At 37.5% G+C, this 14,473-nt stretch carries 11 protein-coding genes and 4 pseudogenes; 3 read left to right on the forward strand and 12 right to left on the reverse strand.

The window, feature by feature from the left end:
• A pseudogene (locus CEF16_RS21360) lies at window positions 1-878 on the forward strand (IS3 family transposase); the annotation flags it as partial.
• A gap of 185 nt (window positions 879-1,063) precedes the next feature.
• On the opposite strand, the gene CEF16_RS25470 reads toward CEF16_RS21360, so the two are convergent.
• The 6 genes and pseudogenes from CEF16_RS25470 to CEF16_RS21385 form a co-directional block, all read right to left on the reverse strand.
• A complete protein-coding gene (locus tag CEF16_RS25470) occupies window positions 1,064-1,333 on the reverse strand; it encodes an enoyl-CoA hydratase-related protein (protein WP_425428048.1) in 270 nt (89 codons plus the stop codon).
• A gap of 6 nt (window positions 1,334-1,339) precedes the next feature.
• Window positions 1,340-2,485, reverse strand: a pseudogene (gene mmsA, locus CEF16_RS21365) (CoA-acylating methylmalonate-semialdehyde dehydrogenase); the annotation flags it as partial.
• A gap of 25 nt (window positions 2,486-2,510) precedes the next feature.
• Window positions 2,511-3,713 carry an iron-containing alcohol dehydrogenase gene (locus CEF16_RS21370; protein WP_091588450.1) on the reverse strand — a complete coding sequence of 401 codons (1,203 nt, stop codon included), beginning with the start codon at window positions 3,711-3,713 and terminating at the stop codon, window positions 2,511-2,513.
• A gap of 65 nt (window positions 3,714-3,778) precedes the next feature.
• Window positions 3,779-4,582, reverse strand: a complete 804-nt coding sequence (locus CEF16_RS21375) for an enoyl-CoA hydratase-related protein (RefSeq protein WP_091588448.1) — start codon at window positions 4,580-4,582, stop codon at window positions 3,779-3,781.
• Window positions 4,583-4,648: 66 nt separating this feature from the next.
• Entirely contained in the window at window positions 4,649-5,746 is a 1,098-nt protein-coding gene (locus CEF16_RS21380; RefSeq protein WP_170032301.1) for an acetate--CoA ligase family protein, read from the reverse strand.
• Window positions 5,747-5,811: 65 nt separating this feature from the next.
• Window positions 5,812-6,759 carry a CoA-binding protein gene (locus CEF16_RS21385; RefSeq protein ID WP_170032304.1) on the reverse strand — a complete coding sequence of 316 codons (948 nt, stop codon included), beginning with the start codon at window positions 6,757-6,759 and terminating at the stop codon, window positions 5,812-5,814.
• Between the two features lie 235 nt (window positions 6,760-6,994).
• Here CEF16_RS21385 and CEF16_RS21390 point away from each other — a divergent pair, with 235 nt between their 5' ends.
• Entirely contained in the window at window positions 6,995-7,669 is a 675-nt protein-coding gene (locus CEF16_RS21390) for a TetR/AcrR family transcriptional regulator (protein WP_091588442.1), read from the forward strand.
• A pseudogene (tnpA, locus tag CEF16_RS21395) lies at window positions 7,608-7,841 on the forward strand (IS200/IS605 family transposase); the annotation flags it as partial. The gene CEF16_RS21390 and the pseudogene tnpA, both read left to right, overlap by 62 nt.
• Window positions 7,842-7,936: 95 nt before the next feature.
• On the opposite strand, the gene CEF16_RS25475 reads toward tnpA, so the two are convergent.
• The 6 genes and pseudogenes from CEF16_RS25475 to CEF16_RS21420 all read right to left on the reverse strand — a co-directional run bounded on the left by CEF16_RS25475 (window position 7,937) and on the right by CEF16_RS21420 (window position 13,851).
• Window positions 7,937-8,059, reverse strand: a complete 123-nt coding sequence (locus CEF16_RS25475) for a MerR family transcriptional regulator (protein ID WP_211295890.1) — start codon at window positions 8,057-8,059, stop codon at window positions 7,937-7,939.
• 96 nt (window positions 8,060-8,155) lie between these two features.
• Entirely contained in the window at window positions 8,156-9,478 is a 1,323-nt protein-coding gene (locus tag CEF16_RS21405; RefSeq protein WP_091588502.1) for a 2-hydroxycarboxylate transporter family protein, read from the reverse strand.
• A 734-nt stretch (window positions 9,479-10,212) separates the two neighbouring features.
• Window positions 10,213-11,330: pseudogene (gene tnpB, locus CEF16_RS21410) on the reverse strand (IS200/IS605 family element RNA-guided endonuclease TnpB).
• A 323-nt stretch (window positions 11,331-11,653) separates the two neighbouring features.
• Window positions 11,654-11,842, reverse strand: a complete 189-nt coding sequence (locus CEF16_RS25480; protein WP_139186035.1) for a FixH family protein — start codon at window positions 11,840-11,842, stop codon at window positions 11,654-11,656.
• 1,140 nt (window positions 11,843-12,982) lie between these two features.
• Window positions 12,983-13,510, reverse strand: coding sequence for a tubby C-terminal domain-like protein (locus CEF16_RS21415; protein WP_091588460.1), 528 nt, complete (start codon window positions 13,508-13,510; stop codon window positions 12,983-12,985).
• A gap of 2 nt (window positions 13,511-13,512) precedes the next feature.
• Window positions 13,513-13,851, reverse strand: coding sequence for a LytTR family transcriptional regulator DNA-binding domain-containing protein (locus tag CEF16_RS21420; protein ID WP_170032307.1), 339 nt, complete (start codon window positions 13,849-13,851; stop codon window positions 13,513-13,515).
• Window positions 13,852-14,473 lie beyond the last annotated feature (622 nt).

The following is a 14,473-nucleotide window of genomic DNA, read 5'->3' on the forward strand; positions in this document are numbered from 1 at the left end:
AAGCAGGCCGCGCTGATCATGGGACGAAAGTAGATGTGATCCGAAACAACCGTCACAAATACTCGGTATCAGCAATGTGCGACGTCCTGCAAATTCCAAGAAGTACGTATTATTATGAAGCCACGTTCGTGATGATCAGGCGGAAGAATTGACGAGATTGATCGTTAACATTTTTAAAGATAGTCGAAATATTTATGGACAGAGAAAGATAAAAAAAGAACTTGAAAAACTTGGCTGGACGGTTTCCCGTCGCCGTATCGGACGGATGATGAAAGAACAAGGACTAGTCTCGAAGTATACAGTCGCTCAGTATAAACCTTCTAAAGCTGCTTGTAACGAATCAGAGGTAGGAAACACGTTAAATCGAGAGTTTGATCAGGACAAAGATTGTGAGCGATTTAACGTATGTTCGTGTCCAACAGAAATGGCATTACATCTGTGTTCTTGTCGATTTATATAACAGAGAAATCATCGGCTACAGTGCTGGTCCTCATAAAGACGCAGCTTTGGTTCAACGTGCCTTTGCATCAGTGAAATATAATCTTCATCAGCTCGAATTGTTCCATACCGATCGAGGCAGTGAGTTTAAAAATCAACTTATCGACCAGGCCCTTCAAACCTTTGGTATTGAGCGATCCTTGAGTGAGAAAGGAACGCCATATGACAACGCCGTCGCTGAAGCTACCTTTAAGACCATCAAAACAGAGTTCACCCACGCCCGTAGCTTCCCCAACCAGTACGAACTTGACCTTGAACTATTTGATTACGTTCATTGGTTCAACAACATTCGCATTCACGGATCATTGGATTACTTAACGCCGGCTGAATACAAGTCTAGAACGCTGCACGACTCTTGGGATCAATTCCCAACTCCATAATTCCAGCATCAGAGCCATTATCGAAGGTTAGCAACCACCCTATTTGATCCTTTTTCAAAACTAGTGATTAGCATGAAAGATTCAGCAGGATTCCGTACCTACCTTGTTCTCCCCCTGTCAAAAAAGAGCTGGCCTGAAGGTCTATTCCAAGACCTTGCAAGAACAGCTCTTTAGAGGCAATAGCATTATTTAGAGTCTTTTAGAAAGGCACTTAATCCCTTTTCACGCAAGACTCGTCCCGCTTCGGCTATTTCTTGTTCTTGGTTTAAAAAGAACATTGAAATGGCCGTTTCGAGGTTATAGTCAAGTGCTTGCTTTAAGTTCATCATTTCATATGTTTTATTAACCGTCATTTTTGTAATTTTTAAAGCTGATGGTGGGATTTGCGCCATCTTTTCCGCCATTTTCATTGCTTCATCCATTAACTGTTCTTTCGGAACTACACGATTAAATATACCTCAAATCGTCATGTCTTGTGTAACATGATCAAAAATAGTGGGCCCTATAAAGTAACCGGTTTCGTCTGTTTGATCCTGGCGGCCATCACGAACAAGCTGTGCCTCTTCCTTTTCACCGGTGTGAATGTAATACTCCGTACGTTCTTTATGCGTATCTCGAATAACCGGGCCTAGAAAGACATTCTTTATTAATCCGTTTCCTATTTTAATTTCATCTGCCGCCTTTTTTAAACGTCCAACTAATTCATCCACAATATCACCTACAGGGACAACTACTGAACAAGCCATACAACGTTCCCCAGCAGAACCAAATGCAGCACCAATAATATTATTCACAGCATTATCCAAATCCGCATCCGGCATAACAATAGAGTGATTTTTTGCGCCGGCAAGTGCTTGAACACGCTTTCCATTTGCAGCAGCCGTTTTATAAACATATTCTGCAACCGGCTGTGAACCGACAAAAGAAACAGCTTTTACTTCTTTGTTCTCAAGAATTCCGTTCACGACATCATGTGCACCATGAACAATATTTAATACACCATTTGGAAGTCCTGCTTCTTGAAACAGCTCCGCAAGGCGATTGGCCAGTAGTGGTGTTCGTTCAGAAGGTTTTAAAACAAATGTATTGCCGCAGGCGATCGCAAGTGGGAACATCCAGCATGGTACCATCATTGGAAAGTTAAACGGTGTGATTCCTCCTATAACCCCTATTGGATAACGATACATCCCAGATTCAACACCTGTTGCAATGTCCGGCAGCTGCTCACCCATCATTAATGTTGGAGCACCGGCAGCAAACTCGACACACTCAATACCTCGTTGGACTTCACCATATGCTTCTTCATAGCTTTTTCCGTTTTCAGTGGTTATAAGTTTGGCCAGTTCTTCCCAATGTTCGATAAGAAGCTGCTGATAACGGAATAAAATTCGAGCGCGACGAGGCACTGCTGTTTTGCTCCACGTTTTATAAGCTTCCTTTGCAGCTAAGACAGCTTGATTTAGATCGTCTCTTGAAGAAATAGGAACATGAGCAATAATGTTGCCTGTTGCAGGGTTTGGTACTGCTTCAAACTTGTCAGTATTTGCAGCTACCCACTCTCCACCAATAAAATTTTTTAACGTATTTACACTAGTAGCCATTGCCATTCAAAAATCCCCTCTATTCATACATTTATTGTCTACTTATATTTACATCCATACTGAAGTCATAGCTATAGCATGTTTCATAAAGCTTCATAACCTCTTCAAGAACTGGTACTTTTGGATGATTATTAGGACTTCCGCTTGCAAGTGCATCGTGTGCCATTTTCGAAAGCGATGCTTTAAATGGTTCCTCATCAATGCCATATGCTTTCATATTCGGAATATTTAAATCCAGACAAAGCTTTTTCACTTCATAAATGACAATATTGGCGAGCTCTTCATTTGACATTTCTTTTGCTTCAGGTAAAATTACCCTTCCAATAAAAGCAAGACGCTCTTCTGCTGCTTCTTTTGTAAATTCAAGTACCGCCGGAAGCAGCATTGCATTTGAAATACCATGCTGGACATGAAAGAGTGCGCCAATTGGACGTGAGATGCCGTGTACAAGGGTAACCGATGCGTTTGAAAACGCTATTCCTGCAAGCATTGCTCCGTATGCCATTTTCTCTCTCGCTTCCATATCATGACCATCATTATATGCACGGCGAATATATGTCATAATGTTTTCAATGGCTGATAAAGCTAATGTGTCAGTAACCGGCTGTGCTTTTTTCGAAATGAACGCCTCGATTGCGTGACAAAGTGCATCAACACCTGCCGCGGCTGTAACACCTTTGGGACAAGAAATGGTCAGCTTCGGATCAACAATGGCAACTTGAGGTAACAGTTCAGGTCTTGAAAACATCATTTTCACATCTGTTTGTGTATCTGTGATCACCGTTACTTTTGTAACCTCTGAACCGGTTCCGGCCGTTGTGGGGATTGCGATTAAAGGTATCGGCTTACGCTTAAACTGTTTTTGTGTGCCGAAATAATCGGTAATCGTTCCCTCATTGGTCCGTAAAACAGCAACAGCCTTTGCCGTATCAATGCAGCTTCCCCCGCCAATTGCGATAATGATGTCGCATTCTTCATTCATACATTTCTCTAAAGCTTCTGCCACATGAATATTCGTAGGCTCTGTATCTACGCCTAAATATTTTTCGTATGGAACACCGGATTGCTGTAAATACGTTTCACAAGTATCAACATTACCAATTTTCTGCATGATTGCATCACTTATAATAAGAGCTTTATTACCAAGCTTTTTTGCCTGTTCGCCCACTTCGTTCAGTGCCCCGCTCCCATATAGTACGGCATTTGGCATTAACAGCTTGTATACCTTATCCATGACCATCCCCCTTTAGTTTTGGAGATATGCGGCGTCAGCCTCACATGACACCCCATATCTATTTCTTACTTGTCTGCAAATTCAGCCTCCCGCTTTTCAATAAAAGCGTTCACCCCTTCTTTCATATCCTCGGTCGTAAACAACTTCGCCCAAAGATCAGATTCAATTTCTAACCCTTCATCCAATGTTGTTTCCAACCCTTTATTTAAAGCTTCAATGGTCGCTGCAACAGAGGGTTGGCTTTTATTAAGAGCAATGGCTTCAGCAAGTTGCTTTGCTTCATTTATTAACTCAGCAAGAGGTACAGATTTATTTACTAAACCAATAGACTCGGCTTTTTTACCGTCAATAAATTGACCGGTCAGAATTAATTCAAGAGCTTTCGACTTATCTGTTAGGCGTGCCAGGCGCTGTGTGCCGCCAAATCCAGGAATTAACCCTAAGTTCAGCTCAGGTTGTCCAAGTTTCGCTTCATCTGCAGCAATACGCATGTGGCAACTCATGGCAAGCTCTAAACCACCACCCAGGCATGCCCCATTAATCGCCGTAATGACCGGCTTTTTAAGTTGTTCAATCTTATTTAAGACAGCCTGTGCATTCACAGAAAGTGCTTTTCCTTTTTCTTCACTATCAAACGCTGGTACAAATTCCTTAATATCAGCACCCGCTACAAAAAACTTTCCTTCTCCTGTAATCACGATGACTTTTACTTCCGGTTCACTTGCCACATAATCAATACTTGCTAATAATCCGCTGACGGTTTCCGAACTAATCGCGTTTGCCGGCGGATTATTAATCGCAATATACGCGACACGATTTTCCATTTTTAGATTAATATTTTTGAAATCCTTTATAATTGTTGTCTCCATTTTTTTCCCCTCATTTCATATTTATCGTTAATAGAAACGTTCTTAAGCCTTTACACGATCAGCCAATTAGTGTACCAGCTTTAATGAACTGGTTTGTTTAGCTGATGCAAGGACTTCGAGTGCCATTACTCCTTTTCCTTTTGTGCGGACACGTAATGGATTGATTTCAAACTCTACAATTTCTTCATAATGTTTTTCTGCCATATTCCCCATTTTTACAATGGCATCAAGCAATGCTTCTAAATCAAGCGGCGGCTTACCGCGGTATCCATTAATGTTCTTCCATAGGACCTCGATGCTTTGTACCATTTTCTCTGCCTTTTCGGTTGTAATTGGCGGAACGGCAAGAACAATGTCTTTTAGCAGTTCCGTATAAATCCCACCCAGTCCAAAAATGATCACCGGCCCGTAGTGCGAATCTGTTTTATAAGAAAGAATCGTTTCAAACCCATCATTAATCATAGCTTGGACCAAGTAGTTTGGTGAGTTTAAGCTTGTCATGCTGTTCCACGCTTCTCTTAATTCTTTCGCATTTTGAAGATTGAGCACTACTCCTCCAACATCAGATTTATGGGCTAACCCCTGCGCTTTTAATACGACTGGATAACCGATCTTTTCTGAAAATTCAATAGCCTCATCCATACTTGCCACTATTTTTTCAGGCGGTGATGGAAAACCGTTATCTTCAAGGAGCTTCCTGCCGTCATCATCATGAAGTAAGATCGGCTGTTCTTCAAAATTGACTTCATTAATCGAATAGATCGGCGCCTGTTCTTTCTTCTCTAAAAACGCCTTATACTGGAACAATGCCCGGCATGCCGCTAATGCGTTGCGGGTACCTTGTATGGCAGGAATGCCCGCTTCATCTAAAATAGACAGGACACGCGGATCAAACTCGGTATGAATGTGTGCAAAATAGAAAAGAGGTTTAGCTGTATTCTCTCTTAATTGGGCAAGATGTTTGGCCGGCGTACCTGTAAAACTAAATTCATGATCTCCTTGACCAATCGGCGCATCAATCGCAACAGAGACAATCCCGATATTAGGGTCCTTAGTAAGATATTCTAAGCACGTTTTTGATACTTCAGAAAACTCTTTTTTACTTTTCCCCCAAGCATCAAGCGGATTAGAGAATGGCGCAAGTTCAGGCAATTCGTTTTGCAATTCCTGCTGAATCGCAGCTGATAATTCCGGAAAATCGATGTCATATTCTTCAGCTAAATCAAGAGCTATGCCAGATTGTCCTCCTGATACAGTAATGGCAGATAACGTGTTTTTGAAGGTAAATACGGCTGAGACAGCATTTGTGCCGCTGCGACAGCTTCATCGATATCATTAACGAAGATGACGCCATGCTCCTCAAGCACATGTTTCTCAACTTTATAGTCACCTGTAAGTGCTCCGGAATGCGCATTTGCCATCGCTGATGATTTTTGTGTTTTCCCAGTCTTCAATACAATAACAGGCTTTCTGTATTCGCCACATAAATCAAGCGCTTTCAAAAAATGTTCATGGTTGCGAATCGCCTCAATATATAAAATAATGACAGATGTTTTCGGATCTTTCGCGAGTACTTTGACATAGTCACTCATTTTAAGATCTGCTTCATTTCCTGTCGAATAAATTCGACTTAAACCTAGACACGAAGCAATAAAGGAATCGAGCACTGAACCACTCTGTGATACGATGGAAACCGGTCCTTTTCGAAGCGGACGCTTGGGTCTGTGTAATGTTCCAATATAGGGAGTAAATTGATTATGCATATTAAAATAACCCATGCAGTTTGGACCGAAGACTCTTATCCCCGTTTTTTCTGCTTCTTTAAGAATAGAATGTTGAATTTGTTTTCCTTCTGGACCGCTTTCACCATATCCTCCACCTGGAATGACGAGAAGCTTTGCCCCCATTTCACCAGCAACACGGGTAACATCTAGCATCAAATTTGGATTGACAAGCCCTACAACGATATCAATTGGCTTTGTGATTTCCTGAAGTGTATGATAACATTTCATACCATTAATATCGTCATACTTTGGATTAACTAAGAAGATATCTCCTTTAAATTCGAAATTCTTTAAGTTTTCCATTATTACCTGACATGCGAAACGATAATTTGCACCAACAATTGCAACAGATTGAACAGGATGTAATAATGCCTCAAGCTCTTGCCCTTTCATATGTACACCTCTTTTCATCGTTTTTATTTTGTTCATTTTACCCCTTTTATCTATCTCTCTTGTCCATACCATTCCTCCAATCAAACAAGTGCGCATGAATTTTTTTAATATTTTCACTTTGATTATATTTTATTTTTTTGACCAGTCAATATAATTTTGGCCAGTCAGAAAAAAATATTTTGTCTGGTCATATTTTGTGTATAATATATTTATAGAGAAAGGATGGTGCTTTTGAATGAGTAATAAAGCTGAGGAACGTCGCAAGCAAATTTTACGTGCTGCCTTTCAAGCTGTTTTTGAAAAAGGGTTTGACAATGTGACCTTGCAGGACATTGCCGATTATGCTGATGTAAGCAAAGGTGTGACAAGTTACTACTTCCAAAATAAAGAAGATGTATTTTGTCATCTATTAGAGTGGGTTACAGGAAAAATTTATAAAAATGAACATGCAGCAATCAGTAATGAGTATACTGCACTTGATAAATTGCGTGCATATGTCAATGCAGCGTTTGCCAGTCCAAGTGATAACCGCAAGTTTTATCGAGTTTATCTTGAATTTCTTTCCCAATCCAATCATAATGAACAGTTCCGTCAAATCAATGATCAATTTTATGAAAACTGCTGGTCAATCGGACGTGAGATCGTTCAACTAGGGCAAAAAGAAGGAACTTTCGCTAATGTTAATGTTGATAAAGCCTCCTACACAATTCGTGCTCTAATTGACGGATCCCTTATTCAATGGCTCATGCGTAATAATGATAAACTGCATGCTTTCTACCGCGATAATTGCTTTGAAGCAATCTCTAGTTACTTGACAAACAAAAATAGTCAAAATAATGATCAACTAAATTCACATTCTTTTCGATGCGCCACCACAAATCAACCTTGCCAACACGATCAACAGTTATAAGACGGTCACTTCTCGATATATACGTAAAGAGTTTGCAAAGGAATTATCCCAATACTTTTGGAAACCTTATTTTTGGAGTCGTAGTTATATGGTGTTATCTACTGGTGGAACAACAATTGAAACGATAAAAAAATATATAGAAGAACAAGAAAAACCGCCTAACCCCCACTAAATCAATAGATTTTGAAGGGGAATGCGGCGCTAATTTTTGTTCAACTTTTTTAACTGCTGCATCAAGTGTAAATCCTTCTTCAATTAACTCCTGAATTAAAAGAATTTTTTTATGTTTAAGTAATTATATCTTCGAGTTGTTCCTTCTTCTTCTTTTTCAGATTCAATAATTCCTTTTTCTTCCCAATAACATATTCTTCTCGTAGGTACCCCTGTTATATCGGAACCTCTCCAATGCCAACAACAAGTTTCTTTCTTCTACTTCACAACCGAACTACCTAGGATTCCCTAATACTCCTTACACATTCCACCTACTTAAGTAAATAAAGGAATAAGCAAACCTGCAAGTAATAAAATTAGTGCTCCACCTAAACGTGACGAGATTTGTGCAAAAGGCATTAGCTCCATTCGTTTTGAAGCTGAAAGCACAGCAACATCACCAGTACCTCCCATGTTTGCCATACACAACCCACCTGTAATCGCCGCTTCAATTGGGTAGAACCCAACAAGTCTTCCTAATAACCCTGCACCGATAATTGCTCCTAATACAACGCCAAATACTGTTAAAATATATTGTAATGTTAGAGCTTCCAATACTGTGCCTAAATCCGTATAAGCTACACCAATTCCGAATAATAATGCAAACGTCCAATTTTTAGCCACAAACTGATACCATTGACTTGCACCTTCAACTACTGTCGTTGGAATTAAATTGGAAATTTTAGAAAAAGCGACAATAATAATCATAATGGCATATGCATGAATCGGGATTACAGAAGCTAATAGAGTTCCCACTGTAAAAAATGTTAATGCTGTAAGTAACCCTGCTCCCATTTTTTGAATATCGTATTTCATCTCTGATTTATCGTATTTAAATCCTTGAATTAATTGACCATTTCCAGTTAATGAAGGAAACTTTTTTCCTAGTATATCTAATACACTTGCTAACACTATTGCGAATACATTTCCAAGTGCTAATGCTGGTACGAGCATTGAAATGTAATAGCTTGGTTCATTTCCTAGTAATTCAGAATAAACTTGACTCATAGGAACAGCACCTGCACCCATTCCGCCACCCATAATAGGCATGGCAATAACTAATACTGCTTCCTGAAGTGTAAATCCAACCATTGCACCAATTAGAGCTGTAAGTGCAATTGATCCTAATACGGCTCCTCCAATAGGAAGAAAATATTTCAATCCAACTTTAATAAGTATTTTTGAGTTCATCCCTAAAATACTACCTGTAATTAATGCTGCAATATAGAAATTTAGAAAGCCCCCATCTTTCATAAAATCTGTAATTGAAGTTGTAATTGTTTCTGGTAAGAATCCACTATACACCATGTAAGCGGAACCAAAAATGGCAACAATTGCTCCTCCACCAAGGAATGTCTTGACTATAGGTAAACGATCCCCTGTCCAACCAAATACTTCACCTAAAACAATCATAACGAGTAAGCTACCAATCATACCTCCTGGAAGATTTCCTGTATACATACTTAATAGTGTGATCGCTGCAAATACTCCAAACCAAACAACAGGTGTATTAAAAATCATTATTCTATTTTCTTCTAGTGATGAAACATTTGTCTTTTGGACATTTTCACTTGAATACTTTTTCGCTGCTTGTTCCATGTTTTTTCCTCCTTTTTGTTTTATAGAAGTTCGATTTTATGAAACTCAACTTCTACCCTTTTTCTGCTGTATTGCTGTTGTTCGAACTGCCTTTGCTACTCTTATATCTAGCGCCTTTGGAATAATAAACCTGGATGTAACTCTTTTTCCGAAATCACATCTGCTGCTGTAATTTAATTTTTCACTATCTACACTAATTTTACTTACCACTTCAATTTTTCCTGAATGGTTACGATAAAGCTCGATCGTTCGTTTCACCCTTCAGATTAGGATCAGACATAAAATCACCTCTAGTAATCGTTTTCAAGAATGTGTTTTCATCTTATTTAATTTTCTGAATAAATAATAGGTTAAGAAACTAATATAATCTTTTTGTAATTAAAAAAAGTAAAAAATTAGGTCAGTTAATTTTCGATCCCCTATTTCCATGGATGATTTGCCTCCTCTATAAGGAGTTCAGAGCAAAAAAACGCGAATTTTGTAAGCTAAACAAACTTCGAAAAAAATAGCCGACATCCTATACGCTAAGGACATCGGCTTTTATAATTTTACTTGTTCTTCCCTACAAAAACTTGGATTTCTGTTCACTTTAGCAAAATGAGTAATTAATGATGGTCATGGTCTCCATGAGGATGTTCAGATTTTTGTTACATTGAACTACTCCCACTTAACAACCTTACGTCTGTTTGAAGTGGGAGATTCCTAAGAACACCAGCGTAACCGCTAGTTATTGATTAGGCTATCCCCGCAGTTCCTGCGGTTAATCGTATAGCTTCGTTACGAATATTGATACTTGCGTTAATATCTCGATCATGATGGGGGCCACATTCTTTACACGTCCACTCACGTAATGCGAGATTCTTAACGTCTTTGTTTCGGTAACCACAACTTGAACATAGCTGACTGGAAGGAAAGGTTTTCGCAACCGTTACAACCTGCTTTCCATACCATTTTGCTTTGTATTCAAGCTTGGTACGGAATTGGGACCACGATACGTCACTGATCGCTTTAGCCAATGTATGATTCTTTAACATGTTCGATACTTGCAAATCTTCTATCCCAATAATGTCGTGGTTTTTAACAATATCGGTAGAGATTTTATGCAAGTAATCATTTCGTGCGTTTGAGATTTTCTCGTGAAGTCGTGCAACCTTTATTCGTTGTTTTTGCCAGTTAGAAGAGCCCTTTTTACGCCTTGAAAGAATTCGTTGTGCTTTTGCTAACTTCTTTTCGAGCGTTCGAAAATATTTATGATTTTTATACACCGTTCCATCCGACAAAATAGCAACGTCCTTTATGCCAACATCCATTCCAACGGATGAATTTGTTTTGGGCAGCTCGTGCACTTCTGTTTCTATCAGAATCGATACAAAGTATTTGCCGCTTGGGTTCCTTCTAACCGTAGCACGAAGAATGCGACCGTCTACATCACGGCTTTTTGCAAATGTAATGAATCCAAGTTTCGGTCATTTGATTTTGTTGTCAACAATGTTGATATTACCGTTTGTATGTTTTGTCGTGTAAGACTGCACCTTATTATTTTTCGATTTGAACCGTGGAGCGCTATTCTGCTTCTTGAAAAATCGTGCATACGAATCCGCAAGGTTTTTCAGCGAGGATTGAATGGCTGTGCTGTCACTTCTTTTAACCAAGTCCATTCTTTCTTGAGTTGCGTTAATTGTTTAGAACAAGCATTATAAGTCAATCCTTTTCCCGTATCTTTATAGGTGTTATTCCATGTAGCGAGGAAATGATTGAACACAAAACGACTGCAACCAATGGTTTTCGCAATAAATACTTCTTGTTTTTTGGTTGGATAGATCCGGAATTTATATGCTTTGTGAACCACCATTTCCCCATCTCTCCCCATGAAGAATGTAAGCTACTCTTATTATAAGACATTGGCACAAAAAAAGGGAACATATATTCTCTTTTTTGTTTTAAATATTTTGGCCTTCTCAACAAGGAGACGGAGGGGAGATAGTCGGACAATGGAGATAGCTAAAGCCATCTCTTGTCCGAAGGCGATTCATCTCCCACTTACTCGCTAACGCTCCTTGAAGTGGGAGTTTTCTCGCCTAGGAACGATAAATTTAATTTTTCTTCAGAAAGATTGCCTACGATCACTTGTGTTTAGTGGGCATAACATGTAAATCGCGGGCCCTAACATCTGCTTTAATATAATATAAGCCGTCTTCGTTGAACGTCTGCAAAATAAATTTCGTTCCCCTTAGGTTTGGCTTTTATCACTTCATGATCTTCATGGTTCTCTTTTTTCCATATGTCAACCTGAATATTAGTCGCATCATCTACTTTTTTACCCTCTTGCGTCCGTTTAATCTTTATAACTTGTTCTTTATTCAGAGAAGGACTTTAGGTAAAAAATACAGATAGAAAAGAAATAAAAGAGGTGATCTGACATACAAAAGTAATTTCTCTTTCTTCTAACCATGGGGATATTTAAGCTAGTTTTAAGCGGATGTGCTTGGTTGTATCAAAGTGGTCCATCTTCTGCTGAAAACGGTATGGATTTATCAGAAGCCAAGATAGTGATGTTGTTTTGATTTCAATTTATTTACTTCCAATTTTTGTTTAAAATATCCATATACTGACCCTTCCATGTTTGGGTCTTTGGCAATCCGTATGCTTCTGCAAGAAAAGAACCTGCAGTATCACGAACATTCCCCTGTTTAGACATGACAATACGAGACGGTAACCTAGGATTTTCTGAATTATCCTTTACGAGAAGACCAGTAGAGCGAACCCTAGAGAAAGAAGCCCTGGAATTATGGAATGAAAAGAGTGACGGGGAACGAATGAAAAGAAATAGATTCTTTATGAAGGAAGAGATACAGAGAAAAAACGCGAATTTATAAAAAATTATGTTGATCTTCATTTTGAAAGACCGTTACGAAAAGAGTTTGGACTAGAAAAAAACAAACATAAAAACAGAAGGGCTACCCTCCTGTTAATGTTTTACAACAAGTTATTCTTATCTATATCTTTTCATCTGTTTTTCGGATATACGTTCTTTTTTTCCGGTGTTTCTTCTTGTTTTCTTATGTGATTATTAATAAGTGTTTCTAAGAATTTTGATATTTCTTCTGATACATCGTTCTAAACCTTTACCAAAAACGTAAAAAAACGTCCCCTTGTATTTAATAGAGTACCACACACTACTAAAAGGAGACGCTTTTTAAACAATCTAAGATTGCTTATTGTCTATAATAACATGTAAATACAATAAATTTCTATTAAAATAAGGTTTGTAACACAATTATAACCTTTATGTATTGGTAACGAGTAGTACTTTTAATCAAAACAAAACAAGAACCAATTTACTATGACTTATTTGTATTTTCAATTTTTTCATGGTATATTTATTAGGTATAATTCACTTTATAGAGCTTGATTTAAAAAATGGTAACAGAAGAAAATGAAGAGGAGTATATTTTATAATAAAACCATTTGGTGTTTTTGGTAGTGTTCGCACACTACCATAACTCATATAGAGTATATTCTATAGACAAAGTAAATAAAAAAGATTAGATCTAGTGGAAGTACATCTTCATTATAAGTATGAACAGTTATTTTTCGTGGTAATGTTTTAGTGTGATTAATAACCGCTAATTGTTTATTACCCTTCCAGAAAACAACTTTATTCTCTGCAAAGTCCCTTGTTACTTCAATTGGTGAGTGTTCTTCCATATCAATTTGAAATCTGATATTCGTTTTTAATTTAGTTTTATTTGTTATAATCACATTATCATTTTCTTTTTTGTATAACCATCGAGAACGTATATAATCTTTTTTGTTTTCTTTTATGTTCTTAATAAAAGATATACGTTCCCCTTCAGGATTGTAGAAATTATACTGGAAATATAACTTGTCTAAAAATAAGCTCACATACCTTTGAACGTCATTATCATACATTTTCTGTATATATCCGACTTTACTTTCGTCAGCCTTATATACCGTTGTTTTATGTTTAGAAGTCAAAAAAAAGGGTTCCGTAAATTTATATGTATTCACCCCTACCCCTCCAGTAATGATTTAAGATGTTCTTTACTGATTAATGCTATTACTCTATTTGATAGGGTACTTTGAAACAAAGAAGGACCTAGTCTTTCAATTTTAAAAATGTATTTAGTATTCACTATAAAAGACTGGTGCGTTCTTTTAAAACTTCCTGGTAAATGATCTTTCATTTTATTCAAAGAGTAACGTAACTTCACCTCTTCCTTGTTCTCCAAGTAAATGATAATTCCCTTTTGTGAACGCTCAATCATTATGATGTTATTAACGTTAACTTTATAAATTTGACTTTTCTTGTATATTATTAAATTTTCTTTCTCTTTAACTACTTGAGCCACCGGATAAACTCCCCTCCTACTGTTGTTTAATTCCCTTTTGTTTATAGTTTTCATTTAGTTGCTTTGAGATCTTAACAACTCTGTAGATAGAAAGTAGCAGAAAAATTACTAATCCCACAAAAAGGATATTAAATTTAAGACTAATAGCAAAAATAAGGCTGCCTGTTATAAAAAACAACAACCCTTCTAAAGGCTGACCTAAGTAAAAATGTCCTGAGCCAAAAATAATAACCGATAAAACTATAGCCTTAAAACTACTTTTCAGAATCTCACCCCCCAAAAAAAGAGTATAAAAATTGATAAAAGCCGAGTTATGGAAACTATCAAAAGATAAGGGGTTCTATCTTTTACTCTTAATGCCTTTTTTAATATTTTTATTACTTATGGCATTCAGTACTGATTTAACAAATTCATATAGACTCCTTTATTCCTTCTATATTATAGGAATTTTTTATACTTATACCTCTCTCATAAGACAATTCTTAAGGATTTCACTTCAGGTATGATATTTAATATTAAGACAAGCGGCATCACTAACTAGTAGTATATCTTAGCAAAATATACTCACTTAGCCGTGAGTAGTTCTTTAGTTTATTTATTGATTTTCATATTATCTATTATG

Source organism: Alteribacillus bidgolensis (genome assembly GCF_002886255.1).
In the GTDB taxonomy this organism is placed as follows: Bacteria; Bacillota; Bacilli; order Bacillales; family Marinococcaceae; genus Alteribacillus; species Alteribacillus bidgolensis.

What these genes read in the sequence shown, in the direction of transcription:
- CEF16_RS21370 (WP_091588450.1), bottom strand. Translation starts at nt 3,713, where the DNA reads ATGGATAAGGTATACAAGCTGTTAATGCCAAATGCCGTACTATATGGG.
- CEF16_RS21375 (WP_091588448.1), bottom strand. Translation starts at nt 4,582, where the DNA reads ATGGAGACAACAATTATAAAGGATTTCAAAAATATTAATCTAAAAATG.
- CEF16_RS21385 (WP_170032304.1), bottom strand. Translation starts at nt 6,759, where the DNA reads ATGAAAGGGCAAGAGCTTGAGGCATTATTACATCCTGTTCAATCTGTT.
- CEF16_RS21390 (WP_091588442.1), top strand. Translation starts at nt 6,995, where the DNA reads ATGAGTAATAAAGCTGAGGAACGTCGCAAGCAAATTTTACGTGCTGCC.
- CEF16_RS21405 (WP_091588502.1), bottom strand. Translation starts at nt 9,478, where the DNA reads ATGGAACAAGCAGCGAAAAAGTATTCAAGTGAAAATGTCCAAAAGACA.